The sequence below is a fragment of the Paenibacillus sp. 2003 genome (assembly GCF_031455635.1).
Classification (GTDB): Bacteria; Bacillota; Bacilli; order Paenibacillales; family Paenibacillaceae; genus Paenibacillus; species Paenibacillus amylolyticus_B.
The window spans coordinates 84456-99247 of the sequence record NZ_JAVDTB010000005.1; the positions used below are offsets into that span (position 1 = coordinate 84456).

A 14792-nucleotide genomic window follows, 5' to 3' on the forward strand; every position below is an offset into this window, starting at 1 on the left:
TTTCGCTTTGATTATACAATAAAAACCATAATCAGGAAGTCGTATTTTCCAGAAAGTTGGATGGAATTTGGTTCGCGAATCAAGCTATTACAGCGATAAGAAAAAGCCCGACTGTTTCCGCTACACTAAAAGCACGGCTGCCGGGCTCTGGCTTATACGACTACTTCAGTGCAGCGTACAGTTCATTAACTTCTTTGACATAATCGTCTCCACCATTGTTCTTCCACAGAGAAACAGCATCTTCGAATCCTTTCTCATCAATCTGACCTACGATATATTTGATCCGTGCATCGTTAATGATATTGTCCAACTGCGGTCCTTTCTGAGCATAAACATCAGAGATCAGCGGTTCACCAGGATTGGCGATGACAATCTCTTCGTTGGCCTTCTGCACCTGTGCAACTTTTTCACGGACAGGTGTCTGTTCTACACGAAGCGTTTTATCCTCGGGAACAAACATCAAAATCTGATTTAAGCCCTGCAGATCGCGGAGTGCAAGCTTATCAGTGGATGGGATAATGTAGTCCCCTTTTTTCTCATACTGCTTGCCTTCCAGTCCGTTCCCGAGCAGTGCCTGCAATTCAGGTTCATTGAGTTGATCCAGAAAACTTAGCACCTTCTTCAATTCCTCTTCCGTTTTGACACTGCCTTTGGAGATGGCAATCATTCCGGAATATCCGGACGTTGGCATATCCCGCAGCCCCTTCGGACCTTCCATGGCTTGCAGCACATCCACACGTCCTGTCGCATTCGGATCTTTATCAAGTATTTTCTGGTCCATGCGCTGGGCATTGTCTGCCACATCGACCATGACACCCGCTTGCCCATTCACAAATGGATCAGGCAGTTTCGTCGCATCCATTACCGCAAAGTCCTTGTTCACCAGACCCTCGCTGTAGATCTGGCGGAAAAATTTCAGTGCTTCCATGTATTCTGGTGTCTCATGCGCAGGGATTAGCCCCCCGCTGCCATCCTCTCCCCATTTGTTGGGGGCACCGAACCATACCTGCATGTTATCCCACGGGCCAGTGAATTTGCTGGCTACCAGACCGTACGTATCATCCTTTCCGTTACCGTCCGGATCATCCTTCGTGAACGCTCTCAATACATTGTAAAATTCATCAATCGTCTTTGGCTCTTCCAGCCCCAGATTCTCCAGCCAGTCCTTACGGATAGTCACCCCATTACGTCCCAGAGGGCGAGCCCGATAAATCCCATAAGTTTTGCCATCGATAGATGCATTATTGGTGATGATTTCATTCATCTGGCTCAGGTTCGGATAGTCCTTCAGATAAGGACCAAGTTCCCAGAATGCTCCGGTTCGTGCCGCATTAATGAAACTTGGAGACTTCCCTAACACCACCATAATCTGAGGCAGCTTTCCCGAGGCCAGTGTAATGTTGAATTTGTCTTCATACGAGCTGCTTGGCACCCACTGCAGGTTCACATCCACCTTGGTCAATTCCTCCAGCTTCTGAATCACAGGGCTGTTGTCCGGCGGATTCTCCGCTTCAAAGTTCGGTAGCATAATCGTGAGCTGATCGGTGCCACCCGCAGCGGTTCCTGAATCTGCTTTGTCCGTGGAGCATGCGCCCAGAATTGTACTAAGTACCAGTGACACAGAGAGTAGCAGTGCCCCTTTTTTGAATCCCGTTTTTTGTCCCATACGTTCTCCCCCTTGGCTTTAGCCTTTGATTGAACCTAACATGACACCTTTGGCAAAATGCTTCTGCAAAAACGGATACACCAGCAAAATCGGAATGGTACCTACAACGATCACCGCCATTTTGATCGACTGCTCTGGTGGCTGAACAAAATTGGGGTCCATGTTTGCCATATCTCCGACACTGGCTTGCGAGAGTAACACGATCTGTCTCAGCATGACTTGCAGTGGCCATTTGTCACTGTCGGAAATGTACAGCAGTGCCGAGAAAAAGTTGTTCCAGTGGCCTACGGCGTAGAACAAGGCAAACGTGGCAATGACCGGCTTCGATAAAGGCAGAACGATTCGCCACAGCACCCCGAGATCCGAACAGCCGTCGATGCGGGCCGCTTCCTCCAGCCCGGGCGGCATTTGCTGAAAAAAGTTTTTGACAACTATTAAGTTAAAAGCGCTGATCGCGCCAGGAAGCATAAGGGCCCAGTAGGAATCAAGCAGTCCCAGTCCACGAATGACGAGATACGTTGGAATCATGCCACCGCCAAATAACATCGAGAAAATTACCATGTTCATCATGACGTTGCGACCCCAAAAGTCACTTCTGGATAGTGGATAAGCCATCGTTAGTGTGAAAAACAGATTGACCAGTGTACCTGCCACCGTGATGAAAATGGAAACACCAATGCTGCGAAAGATCGTGGACGATGAAAAGATATACTCATACGCGCTGAAGGAAAACACCTTCGGAATGAGGAAAAAACTGCGTTCGGTGATCTCGGCTTCCGTTGCGAAAGAATTCCCTATAATATACAGGAAAGGAAGGACGGTTAATATGCCCAGAATCCCCAGCATAACGTAATTGAAGATATCAAACACCTTGCCGGCAGGGCTGTTATATAGACGGCTGTTCATGGGCGCTCCTCCTTAATAAATTCCGGGATGACCAAATTTTTTCGCAAGTTTATTACTGCCAAGCACCAGAATGATGCCCACCACAGACTTGAATAGCCCAACAGCAGTACTGTAACTGAATGCACCTTGCGTAATCCCTACCGTGTACACATACGTATCAAATACGTCCGCTACATCCCGGTTGAGGGAGTTGGTCATCAGATAGATCTGCTCAAATCCGGTATCGAGGAAGTTCCCCAGTCTGAGAATAAGCAAAATGACTATGGTCGTACGAATGGCTGGAAGCGTGATATGCCACATCCGCCGTAATCGTCCGGCGCCATCCACAATGGAGGCTTCATATTGTTCCGTATCGACACCTGCGAGGGCTGCCAAGAAAATGATTGTGCCCCAACCCATCTCCTTCCACATCATCTGAACAATAATCAGCGGACGGAACGAACCCGGACTGGAGAGTACATCAATAGGCTTGCCTGTAATCCAGGCGATCAGGTCGTATAACACCCCGCCCTGCGGGGTCAGAAACACGTACGTGATACTGGCGATAATCACCATGGATACAAAATGGGGTACATAGACCAGCGTTTGAATCGTTCTTTTGAAGAAAGCGACCCGAATTTCATTTAATAATAAAGCTATAATGATCGGTGCCGGGAAAAAGAAAATAAGATCATACAGAGCAAGAACCAGCGTATTGCGTAATAGTCGGAAGAAGTCCGGGTTGGAGAAAAAGTTCGTAAAGTTCTCTAGCCCCACCCAGTTACTCTCCCGAATGCCAAGGAAAGGCTGGTAATCCTGAAAGGCAATGATGATCCCCCACATGGGCAAGTATTTAAAGATGACAAAGTACAAAAAGCCGGGAAGCACAAGTACATATAACCATTTGTTTCGTTTAATCTGCCTTTTCCAATTGGACTCCTGTTTTAATGGCCTTGTGGCCATATCCGCTTGAGCAGTTGCAGCGCCGTTGGTATTCCAGTCCGTCTTCCCGTTCATCATGTCTCCCCTCCCTCAAAGATGTAAGCGTTATCAATTAACCTGATACTCAGACTATACAGCCGATCTTTTTCCGGCAACCTTCATTTTTTGCATACCTCCGGCACACTGGCTGGAAAGCCCGCTATAACGCCATTTTCACAAGAAATTGCACATAACGTAGCAGGTAGAATTGCACATTTTTGCGGGTTTATCCTTCTTTGTATCACGGTAAAAAAAAGAAAAAACCGACATCCGCTAAAGCTGAATGCCGGTCTGAAATGACAAAGACATAAACGGTTATTGTCCAAACCATTGATCGCGATACTGACTCGGAGTAACTCCCTCCTGTTTCTTGAAGATCCGATTAAAATAACTATGCTGATATCCCACAGCCGTCGCAACATCATTGATTTTCATCGTTGTCTCACGTAACAATTGCTTCGCCGCATCCATTCTCACACGTGTCAAATAATCAATAAAATTGATGCCCGATACCTGTTTGAATGCCTTGCTCAGTGCATAGGGTGTCATCTGCTCCTCGTCAGCACAGTTTTCCAGCGAAATGTCGCTGCGGTAATGTGTATCGATATACAACATCGTTCGTTCCACCACCAGTTTCAGCGGTTCCTGCGATCGTGCTTCAACCTCTTGTATATAAGGTATGAATACCTCATTCATCATCCATTGCTTCATCTGTACAGGTTCACGAATACCGGATAATCGCTCATACATGTTGCTACCACCAAACAGCTTATAAGGTGTGACCCCGGTTTGCAGCATCATGTGCTGAATACTACCGAGTAATTGCAGCATCATCTGCTGCACTTGGAATTCGGTACTGCCCGTCCGCGTAATCTCACTCATGAATTGCTCCAGCACACGTTCCGCTTCGGCTTGTTTGCCCAGTCTGACTGCCTGTAGCAACTCACGTTCCAGCCCCAGGGGATAGGAAGCTGCTTCGTTTCTGTGGAAACACTCCTCATCCTCCAGATCGAGAATCTGACTTCCTTCCTCCACACTGCGATAAGCCACGGCCTGTTCCATCTCCACGAATCGTCCAGGCAGTTCCTGAAGTGAAGCTGCTGGGTGACTGATCATCAAGGTCACCTTCATTTTGAGTGTTCGTCCAATGACCTCCACTAGCTCTTGTCCCCATAACATCGCTTGTGACTTCACAGGTTCGTCCTGAGGAGCGATCACAAGCATGGCGGAAGACAGGTCATGAAAGTTCATGACACTGATCTGCCTGAAATAATTTTTTGCCACTTCCTGTGTAATATTCACTGCTGCAAAAGTAACCAGTCCCGTGTCCTGGCTTCCAAATCTGCCTTGCAGCTGCTCGTACCCCGTAAAATACATCTGCACCAGCAAATACTGCTGAGCCTCCAGCTCAAAACCAAGATTACGCATCCGCTGCTGAAGATCCTGCTCGTTATAGGCATATAGATGCCCCTGTACAAGTTGTAAGACAAAGCTGTCGCGCAGATGGGGCAGCTGCTCCTGCAATTGGCGATGTGCCGTGACACTCCGGGAGGTCAGTTCGTTCCACTGTTGCTCCAGCAGCTCAAACTCGTCCAGCTTGGCATCCATTGGTGTTGTTTCGTTTCTGCCAGGCGTAAGCAGATGCAGCATCCGTGCTACAGGCGAATAGATGCGGCGGGAAGCAAACCAGGATAACAACAATCCCAGGATGAGACTGCCTGCACTCGCAATAACGATGATTTTGGATACCAGCTTGACTGGCGAAGTGACAGAGGTCAAAGGTGCTGCGGAGACGTAAGTCCAGTCTGAATCGATCCGACTCAATGAACCGTATGAGACAGAATAGGTCTGATCCTCATATCGGAACAGGAATGAGCGGCTGCCCGCATGCAGGGCTACTTCTTCTTTTAGCTGCTGCTCAAAAGCAGATGTCTCTCCCGCCGTTCCCGGATTCCCGGTAACCAGAGTGTTTCCTTCCTGATCCATGAGGAACGTCAAACCTTCGTCATAAGGAGTAAGCGTTTTCAATAAACTGGCGACTTTCTCGTTATCCAGCGTGATGATCAGTGCACCAAACGGATTAATGCTCTCCCCCGGTATCTTATGTACTAGAACAAGTGCAGTGCCTGCATCCGTATGCAGTGGACTATCGTTGGTCGAAGGTTCGGTATCTCTGTTGATGCTGGAAACCCAGTCTGTCCAGTACACGTGGTTCCCCATGGAAAGGTATCGATCATATGCTTGTACTTTGGCTTCATCGTTCAATTCGGTATAATCCCGATTAAACAAGATTGGCTTCGGTTCCTGCAAATACAGCTGTGCTGACTTGATCAGCGGATGGGAACCTTGTAATACGTATAAGGTAGTCACAATCTCCTGCGTTTCATTAAAATAATACACAAAATCCAGCGTTCGCAGTGCATTGCCAAACCTCGGTTCAAAAGCCCAATGGGATAAGTTCATCTCCAGATAAGCCAGCTGGTCATCCACATTGCGTGCCCGGTTCTCGATCTGGTTCTGATGCATCTGATTGAACTCGGTTTCCATCCGGCCAACAACCTGTTGATACATGACGATACCTGTGATTAGTCCGGGAATGCTGGCAATGAGTAAAATAAGCATCAGGCTGTTTCGATAAAATCGTCCTTTATGCCTTCCTGCCTTCAAATCGGGTAACCGCTTGAATCTGCCAAATATTCGATCGCTCCTAGTCGGTTCCATCGCTGCTCACCTGCCTGCTTGCATCGGGTCTGACTGTCATGGAAACTTCCTCAACTCCCCTGAGAATATATGGATGAAATCCTTTTCTTGTATTATACGCACAATCCTCAGGTGAATGAAATGATCTGTAACCGATCATTTTTTCAACCAATGTTTTATTAACATGACAAAATGGATTACAATGAGATATAGCAAACATGAAGGAGGCCTTTTTAATGAAAGAACAGACTTATTTTGAACAAAATAGAGAAAAACACCTGGCAGAACTGAATGAATGGTTGTCCATTCCAAGTATCTCTGCCATTTCAGAGCATAAAGAGGATATTAACCGTGCAGCACAATGGGCAGCAGATGCGCTCACACGTGCAGGCATGGAAAACGTAGAGGTCATTCAAACGGCTGGACATCCGATTGTCTATGCAGATCACCTGCATGCACCCGGCAAACCGACGGCTCTGATCTATGGACACTATGATGTACAACCCGTAGACCCCCTTAACCTGTGGGACACGCCTCCTTTCGAACCTACCATTCGCGATGGCAAGCTGTATGCCCGTGGTGCGACGGATGACAAAGGACAGATATTCCTACATATCAAGGCAGTTGAAGCCATTCTCGCCGAAAACAAAGAACTTCCAGTTAATATCAAGTTCTGCATTGAAGGCGAAGAGGAAATCTCCAGCCCGAACTTGCCCATCTATCTGAATGAACATACAGACAAGCTGCGTGCAGATATGGTACTGATCTCGGATACGTCCTTGCTTGAAAAAGGTAAACCGGCGATCTCTACAGGCCTGCGTGGCCTATGCTCGCTTCACGTAGATCTGAATACAGCCAATACCGACTTGCACTCCGGTTCATTTGGTGGCGGTGTACCCAACGCACTGCACGCACTCGTATCCTTGCTCGCTTCGTTGCATGATGAGCAAGGCCGCGTGAGTGTAGATGGTTTCTACGACGGCGTACTGCCATTGTCTCCTGAGATGAGAGAAGAATTTGTGAAACAGGGCTTCAATGAAGAACAACTTCGTCAAGACCTCGGGCTGGAGCAATTGTACGGCGAAGAAGGTTACTCGTTCGTGGAACGTGTTGGCGCTCGTCCAACATTGGAACTAAACGGCGTATGGGGCGGTTTCCAAGGCGAAGGCAGCAAAACGGTTATTCCGAAGGAAGCTCATGCCAAAATCACCTGCCGCCTCGTGGCGGATCAAGATCCACAACATGTATTGGATCGTATCGAAGCACATCTGCGCGCTCACGTTCAACCGGGTGCAACGCTGCATGTGAAACAGATCGAGAAAGCTTTTGCTTTCAACACTGATCCTTCCAATCCAATTCTGCAAAAAGCGGCAGATGCGTATGAGCACGTGTATGGCGTTCGTGCCCTCTTTACCAAAGATGGCGGCTCCATTCCGATTGTTGAGAAACTCTCACGTGTACTCGAAATCCCTGCTGTCATGATGGGCTTTGGCTTGCCGGATGAGAATCTGCATGCACCGAACGAGCACTTCAACCTGGAGAACTTTGATAAAGGGTTGTTGACCATTGTTCAGTTCTTGAAGAGTTTGTAAACACTCTTACACGGAGGTCACTACGCGGGGAGAATAAGCTTCCGGTCGCTGTTATCCCCCGATTTCTTTGATTCCCTTTTCTAAAGGGAGAAATTCGGGCGATAAAGGCAAACGCTCCGCTTCTTCAGCTTTTTTCTCCCCACTCCGTTAACGTGTAAATTATTTACTCAACTTCATAGAGTAGGGGCAGATAGATATTACAAAAACGGTGGCCTACAGGTCATCGTTTTTGTTTGAATCGATTTCGTCCCCTTCACTACCTTGCAGTTTGTCGCAGACTGATTTTAGGATTGAGCCTACTTTACAAATGTAGGGTAGTAGGTAGGTATATAAGTATACAAAAGGGGTGTGCCGTCCAACTTCATGACGGTACACCCCTTTTATAATTGGTAGATCTATTTCGTTTCAATGTACGTTCATTAGCCCTGTAACTAGAAGGAGCAACCCACTTTCGGGACATCCTCCAGATTCTACTCCCCTCATTCCCTTTATGTGCGGAATGTTGTGAACTTCAGCATGTGCACAAGCTTGGATAAGTGTGCAATTTCCTGCTGGACTCCAGAGGTGTCCGTTCCTGCCATTGCCTGGTTCGCTCGCAGAGTTCTACGTGTGTTCAGCATACCCTCGATCAGTTTCATGACCGTGTTGCGTCCACGATGATCGACAATCATATACTTTTTGCGTGCATCCAGCTCTACCCATACGATGTTGCTGAATGATGTGAACAGATGCCTGCGGTACAGCTCCATATCGGTCTCATTGTAATGCTCGCCATAAAAGGCATAATATCCGTGTATGTGCAACTTCTCCGCCAACACTGTGATGAACGGATCATGTTCGAGCATAGCGTTACGTTCCATGTTTCACGCCTCCGTTATGCGTGATCCGCAGATCCCGTCTTTTTGAGATCTATTTTAACATATTGTGCAAGGTGTTGCCTCTCCACAGATAGAAGCCAAGTTTTAACTCCGAAGACCGATGCATCACAAACCGATCCGTCCGCCCTTCACCCACACACCCTCAATATCCAGCTCCGCATTCAGCAAAACGATATCTGCCTGTTTTCCTTGAGCCAGGGAACCTGTCCGGTGATCAATGCCCAGCAGGCGTGCCGGTGTCAGACTTGCTGCACGTGATGCAGCGTTCAGACTCAGGCCCACTTCCTGTACCAGGTAACGGAAACCGCGAATCATCGTCAGTGTGCTTCCCGCCAGTGCGCCGCCGTCCTTCAGTCTGGCTTCACCGTGCTTCACGATTACAGGCAGGTCGCCGATCTTGTATTCCCCGTCATCCAATCCCGCAGCAGACATGGCATCCGTGATCAACACGAGTTGATCGTTATGTTGCTTCAATTGAGCGAGAATTGATATCGCCGCTGGGTGTACATGAATGCCGTCAGCAATCACTTCGGCGCTGATGCGTGGATCACTCAGCACGGCTCCGGCAGCCCCGGGTAGCCGGTGATGCAGCGGTGTCATCGCATTGAACGTATGTACCGCATGATGAAGTCCTGCTTCAACTGCACGTTCGACCTCTTCATAGGTCGCATCCGTGTGGCCGAGTGCCGCTGTAATCCGCTGTTCTCGCAGCCATGAAATGACTTCCAGTGCGCCTTCACGTTCCGGTGCCAACGTAACTTGACGGATCAGGCCAGGATACTGCTTCTCCCATGCTTCGAGCCAAGTTACATCAGGCAGAATGATGTGTTCAGGATTTTGCGCGCCAGGCCATTTCGGACTAAAAAACGGACCTTCCAGGTGTACACCTTCAAGCTGAGCATAAGGCATTTCACCGGAACGGTACCGGTTGACCTCAGCAAGTACGTTATCCAGTCGCTCTTTCGGAGCCGTCATGGAAGTCGCAAGCATCGCTGTTGTTCCCTGCGTACTATGGAAAAAAGTGATCTTGTCCAACACCTCCGGGCTTGCATCCATAAAGTCTTCTCCATTCCCACCATGCACATGGATATCTATGAATCCAGGCACAATGAGGCCGCGTTCCGGTGCAGACAGCGGCAAAGCCTCTCGCCGAATCCGTTCAGGGAGACCTTCCGGTACCCCAGCATAAAGGATTTTTCCATCCCTCCAGGCTAATACACCATCTTCCAATATTTCATTGGAAAGGAGTAGCTTGCCCCGAAGAAGAGAAATATTTTCATCACGCAGGCTCCCAGGCTCATGGCTATTCGCTCCGGTCATCTCACCAGCCTCCCTGCTGCACGGTCCAGCAATACCACCACATTTGGATGACATTGCAATAACGATGCAGGACAGGCCGTTGTGATTGGGCCCATAAAAGCTTCGCGAATAATCTCGGCTTTTTCCTCGCCACGGGCAATGAGCAGAATTTGTTTGGCTTTCAAAATGGTACCGACACCCATTGTAATCGCCTGAGCCGGAACTTCATCGATGCTGTCAAAGAAGCGTGCGTTTGCCTTTCGCGTCTCGTCTTTCAGATCCACGACATGTGTCCGCCCAGTCAGCTCCGTTCCCGGTTCATTGAAGCCAATATGGCCATTATGTCCAATGCCCAGCAGTTGAAGGTCTACCGGTCCACAATCGTCCAGCCGTTGTTCATAGGAATTACATTCCTGTTCCAGATCGGTAGCCTGACCATCAGGCACATGCGTTCTCGCAAGATCCATATCAATATGATGGAATAATTGTTCGTTCATGAAACTGCGGTAACTTTCGCGATGTTCTGTTGGAAGTCCAACATACTCATCGAGATTAAAAGAAGAAGCCTGTGAGAAGCTAACCAGCCCCTTCTGGTACAACGTGATAAGCTGTTTATATATGCCTACAGGAGAACTTCCTGTTGCAAGTCCCAATACAGCCCGTGGTTTGGTTTGCAACAAGCTGGCAATGAGGCCAGCACCCGTGGCGTTTAGATCTTCTTCATTTTCAAAAATGCGGATATTCATCTGTCAGGCACCTCCGTTGTGTTGGACTCGATAAGACTGCACATTGTGATAGGATTGTTCCAGTCTGGGGATAAAACGGTCGAAGTCGGCACTTACCATGCCTGTGAACAAAATATCGACCACATGCAGCAGCGCAATACGGGAAGCCATATCTCCACGCCTCATACCTTCTTCCAGAGAAGAGGTGAACAGTGGAATATCGGATACCGTTGCGAGTGTATTACTTCCATAGGAAGTCAGTGAAATCGTAGAAGCTCCGGCCTGTTTGGCACAATGCAGGGCATCGATGGTCTCTGGTGTTTCGCCTGAATAGGATACGGCCATCGCCACATCTCCCTCGGTGAGCGAAGATGCGGATGTAATCTGCATGTGGGAGTCGGAGAAAGCCGTACAACTCTTGCCGATCCGCACCAGTTTCTGATAGAAATCCTGTGTAACAATGGACGAGGTAGCCACACCGTACAGATCAATACGGCGAGCCTGGCACAATAATTGAACGCCTTGTTCCAATCTGCCCAAATCCAGCAAACGGGTAGTATCTGCAATAGACGCGAGGTGATTGGCTTCAATAGCTTCAACAATTTTGGATAGGGAATTGCCCGCTACAATATCCTGATACGCCGTTTCATCAGATGCGTGGGACAGTTCTGCGGCGAGTTTCATTTTGAAATCGGGAAATCCTTTGAAATGAAACGACTTGCAAAAGCGGGTTACCGTCGCCGCACTTGTACCACTCTGCTCTGCCAGATGACTAATTGTCCAGCCGGGAATGTCCGATGGAGATTGCATAATGACTTCGGCAATACGTCGCTCCTGAGACGGAAGGTTATTCAGTTCTTGCTGCAACGCACGTAATATGGCTGCCATAAGGACCTCACTTAATGAAAATTATTTTTATTTATTTTAATTAAAATAAGAAAATTATTTTTATAACTTCATTCTAATCAAGACGATCCTGCAAATCAAGAGGAATTTAACATGACTTTTGCAAGTATGCTGAGCGTGTAAAGACCCTCACCTGCTTGATACGCATAGTGGATGTCCTTTATTTTGAGAATCGAGATATGATCGTATTAAAAGAAGGAGCAATTCAATGAATCGAAGACAAAGGAAAAAGCTCATTCCTTCCATCTGGATTATTGCTACCAAACAAACAGAAGGACATGCCTATTATGCCCTCTATGCCATCGACTGGAAACACGGAGGTAGGCTGAGTTGGGAAGGCTGGAATCGACTTGAAGACTTGCTGCAATTTCATATTCCGATCAAACGAAAAGCCAGAGGCCGGAAAACTTCTTCCCAGCCTGCCGCCAAAATAGCAAAAAGAGCGCTCCATCTTTATCTGAATGATGCACAGTTCGAGGAATTGGAGCAGCTCTTTTATCAGCCATTTTCGAAGAAAATATGGCGGATGTTCATTCAAACAAATAGGAATCTATAAGTGATAAATTATTATGGATTCGGTTGTTTCATTTTTTCACGCTAAAACAAAAAAGCCTCTTCCCTTCTTTGGATAAAAGAATAGGAAAGACTTTCGCGGTACAACGATTCAATTCAATTTGATTCATTCATATCGTTTTAAGAACTCACTGGCTAAGCTGGGGACTGTCATTTGATGAACCGATTGATTTTCAATCTCCTCCGCCAGATCGTCATCTGTTAGAGAAACGAAGAACGTAATGTCTGCTTTTGCTTGTCCATACCGGGCAAAAACGTCATCTGCTGTCTCATTCACAACTTTGGCAATGATTCGAATGATCTCATCCTTATACTCCTGAACTTCTTCTGTTGCATACAACAATCGGCTGATGTGGTTAAAGTGCGTATCCTCGCCATATTGATATTCGGAGCAGCCCCATCTGTAATAGATCTCGTCCTCCTCAGTATCACACAGCCCCTGCTCTTTCATACTCGAAATATGCCCAGCCAGGGATTCCTCGGTATTCACCGCCATGAACAGCGTTGCCCAATCACTGTCTGTTCCGAATGCACAAGCATATACTTTTTCGTGCTCTACCTTAGCCAGCGTTTGTTCCAGATCGGGTAGAAAGCCCGTTCGAAATTGATTTTCAAATGCACTTAAAAAGTGGTCCACTCAGCTCATCCTTTCATTATTATTATAAGTTGAAATACCGAATAGTTACACTTGCCACTTCGCTGACAGAATAACCTTCTGATCACTGTTATCGTTCAAACCATTGTTTCAATTCTACTGCCTTATCTTCATATATGTAATCATTATGATCTACTAAAATAATGAAAACAAGCGATGCTAAGTTTCGGATCTTCCCTCAATTTATTGTTAACTCCCTCATTTCATGGTCTATAGCAGCAAAAAAGCCTTGCCCCATTCTTCATGACAAAGAATAGAGAAAGGCTTTCATGCTGCTACTTAATCCTAACTGTAATTCGCAACTAAATCTTCAGTTCTCCAAGCTTAATCAGCTCGACAACTGCCTGCGAACGACCCTTAACATTGAGTTTCTGCATCACATTCGAAATATGGTTACGCACCGTTTTCTCGCTGATGAATAACTGCCCTGCGATGTCACGCGTTGTTTTGTCTTGAACCAGTAATTCGAATACTTCGCGTTCACGGTGGGTCAACAAAAATTTGCTTTTATGATCGATACCCTTCAATGTTCACCCCTCCTTGCTCGGGTTGTGTTGGTGTAACAAGGTTAAGGGGATACAGTCAACTCATCTTATGTCAGGTCAAGGGCGTTGGTTCAGTTTTATAAGAAAAATGGGCAGTAAACATGTGATTCATTGTCCAAAGAGAACGTATGCAATTGTATATGTATTGGATCATGTAAAACAAAACAAACATGCCTCTGCAGCGGATGTTACCATCTGCGCAAAGGCACACTTGTTCATGTCTTAAAAAACTACCGATTCATTCGGTTCATCATGCCGCCATCATTGTGATTACGGTTCAACAGGCCATCGTCAAGGATGCCATCGCGGTGATTCATACCTGTTCCGTTTGTTGGGAAAATGCGCTCCACCATCGATTGGAACGTATCGATCATGCCACTGACTGGCTTACCATTACGAATATCGGTGGCATAGTTCTCGACATGCTCCACAAATTCCAGATTGGCTGATACATATACATTCTCGATGTTTGGTGCAAACTGCTTGATTTTGGCTGAAATCTTACCCTTAATCTCAGCTGATGTGTTATCGTCCGTGCTATCTACACGTTGTCCTTCACTTTTCATACCATAATGCCCATCGTCCGTCCCACGTGCTTTGCCGCTGTTTGTCAGACCACGCATCATGCCAATTGTGCCTGTGCCCATGGTTCCATAGATGCTGCGGTCATTCCCCATATGGCTGCGATCCGTTGCTGAATTTGTGTTCAGTCCTGGAGCAATTCCGCTAGTGCTGTATGGAGACATTGTGCCCGTACCACCATTCACACGCATACCACCCATATCGTGATTCATGTTGCCCCCACGCATGGTATCACTGGCATGATTACGCATTGTTCCATTCAGCATGCTCGTACGACCATTGGACTTGCTTTCCAACTTGCCTGCATGACCATCTGCCAAACGAACCGCCACATAAGCATTACGATCCGTTAACATGACACGGGCGGATTTTACTTCCTTCATCTCCGTGATGCGTTTTGCCAGCTCTTCACTGGATTTCAGGTCAGTAACATTGTGCATGCGATAACTTTTCGCACGGATGCCATCCATTCCATTTGTTTCCACACCATAACGGTTGATGCCGTTGGCTTGCTGACGAACACTTTGCGTATGCATATTGTTGGTATCCCGATTCGTGCCACAACCTGTCAAACCGGCCATTACAAAGATTGCAGTAGATAATGATAACGTAATAGCTGTTGCCTTTTTGACTGCTGGCATGTACTCATCCTCCAATGTTTGTTGGTTTTGGTCACAAAGATAGGATGCGCTTCTGTACGTACCGATATGCTGAAAGGATATGGTACCTTACCCTGTAGGTCTGGGTCTTCTGGTTTAGGTCTTTCAGCTTTGCTTATTGATCTTTGGTTTTGATCTGTGGACCG

Annotated in this window: 13 protein-coding genes; 2 read left to right on the forward strand and 11 right to left on the reverse strand. The window is 47.1% G+C overall.

The window, feature by feature from the left end; genetic code table 11:
- Positions 1-160 precede the first annotated feature (160 nt).
- From J2X75_RS20485 to J2X75_RS20500, 4 genes are all read right to left on the reverse strand, one after another.
- Complete coding sequence (locus tag J2X75_RS20485) at positions 161-1666, reverse strand: extracellular solute-binding protein (protein WP_310339607.1); 1506 nt, start codon at positions 1664-1666, stop codon at positions 161-163.
- 18 nt (positions 1667-1684) lie between these two features.
- Positions 1685-2572 carry a carbohydrate ABC transporter permease gene (locus tag J2X75_RS20490; protein ID WP_017692544.1) on the reverse strand — a complete coding sequence of 296 codons (888 nt, stop codon included), beginning with the start codon at positions 2570-2572 and terminating at the stop codon, positions 1685-1687.
- A gap of 12 nt (positions 2573-2584) precedes the next feature.
- Positions 2585-3514: an ABC transporter permease gene (locus J2X75_RS20495; protein ID WP_026081491.1), complete on the reverse strand. Its 930-nt coding sequence runs from the start codon at positions 3512-3514 to the stop codon at positions 2585-2587.
- A gap of 333 nt (positions 3515-3847) precedes the next feature.
- On the reverse strand, positions 3848-6253 hold the full coding sequence (locus tag J2X75_RS20500) for an AraC family transcriptional regulator (RefSeq protein WP_310339610.1): 2406 nt from the start codon (positions 6251-6253) through the stop codon (positions 3848-3850).
- Between the two features lie 215 nt (positions 6254-6468).
- On the opposite strand from J2X75_RS20500, the gene J2X75_RS20505 reads away from it, so the two are divergent.
- Positions 6469-7824 (forward strand): dipeptidase, encoded by a 1356-nt coding sequence (locus tag J2X75_RS20505; protein WP_310339612.1) that lies wholly within the window; start codon positions 6469-6471, stop codon positions 7822-7824.
- Between the two features lie 488 nt (positions 7825-8312).
- Here J2X75_RS20505 and J2X75_RS20510 read toward each other — a convergent pair whose 3' ends face one another.
- The 4 genes from J2X75_RS20510 to J2X75_RS20525 all read right to left on the reverse strand — a co-directional run bounded on the left by J2X75_RS20510 (position 8313) and on the right by J2X75_RS20525 (position 11614).
- Positions 8313-8684 (reverse strand): hypothetical protein, encoded by a 372-nt coding sequence (locus J2X75_RS20510; RefSeq protein WP_074096289.1) that lies wholly within the window; start codon positions 8682-8684, stop codon positions 8313-8315.
- Between the two features lie 123 nt (positions 8685-8807).
- The gene (gene nagA, locus J2X75_RS20515) at positions 8808-10022 is read right to left on the reverse strand and encodes an N-acetylglucosamine-6-phosphate deacetylase (RefSeq protein ID WP_310339614.1); all 1215 of its coding nucleotides are present in this window, start codon (positions 10020-10022) and stop codon (positions 8808-8810) included.
- Positions 10019-10747, reverse strand: a complete 729-nt coding sequence (gene nagB / locus J2X75_RS20520) for a glucosamine-6-phosphate deaminase (RefSeq protein ID WP_310339616.1) — start codon at positions 10745-10747, stop codon at positions 10019-10021. Before nagB ends, nagA begins: the two co-directional genes overlap by 4 nt.
- A gap of 3 nt (positions 10748-10750) precedes the next feature.
- A complete protein-coding gene (locus J2X75_RS20525) occupies positions 10751-11614 on the reverse strand; it encodes a MurR/RpiR family transcriptional regulator (protein WP_310339617.1) in 864 nt (287 codons plus the stop codon).
- Positions 11615-11840: 226 nt separating this feature from the next.
- On the opposite strand from J2X75_RS20525, the gene J2X75_RS20530 reads away from it, so the two are divergent.
- Positions 11841-12188 (forward strand): hypothetical protein, encoded by a 348-nt coding sequence (locus J2X75_RS20530; protein WP_310339619.1) that lies wholly within the window; start codon positions 11841-11843, stop codon positions 12186-12188.
- A 123-nt stretch (positions 12189-12311) separates the two neighbouring features.
- On the opposite strand, the gene J2X75_RS20535 is transcribed toward J2X75_RS20530, so the two are convergent.
- From J2X75_RS20535 to J2X75_RS20545, 3 genes are all read right to left on the reverse strand, one after another.
- Positions 12312-12842 carry a DUF4303 domain-containing protein gene (locus J2X75_RS20535; protein WP_310339621.1) on the reverse strand — a complete coding sequence of 177 codons (531 nt, stop codon included), beginning with the start codon at positions 12840-12842 and terminating at the stop codon, positions 12312-12314.
- 320 nt (positions 12843-13162) lie between these two features.
- The gene (locus J2X75_RS20540) at positions 13163-13387 is read right to left on the reverse strand and encodes a helix-turn-helix domain-containing protein (protein ID WP_017692532.1); all 225 of its coding nucleotides are present in this window, start codon (positions 13385-13387) and stop codon (positions 13163-13165) included.
- 248 nt (positions 13388-13635) lie between these two features.
- On the reverse strand, positions 13636-14628 hold the full coding sequence (locus J2X75_RS20545) for a YhcN/YlaJ family sporulation lipoprotein (protein WP_310339631.1): 993 nt from the start codon (positions 14626-14628) through the stop codon (positions 13636-13638).
- Positions 14629-14792: the final 164 nt, after the last annotated feature.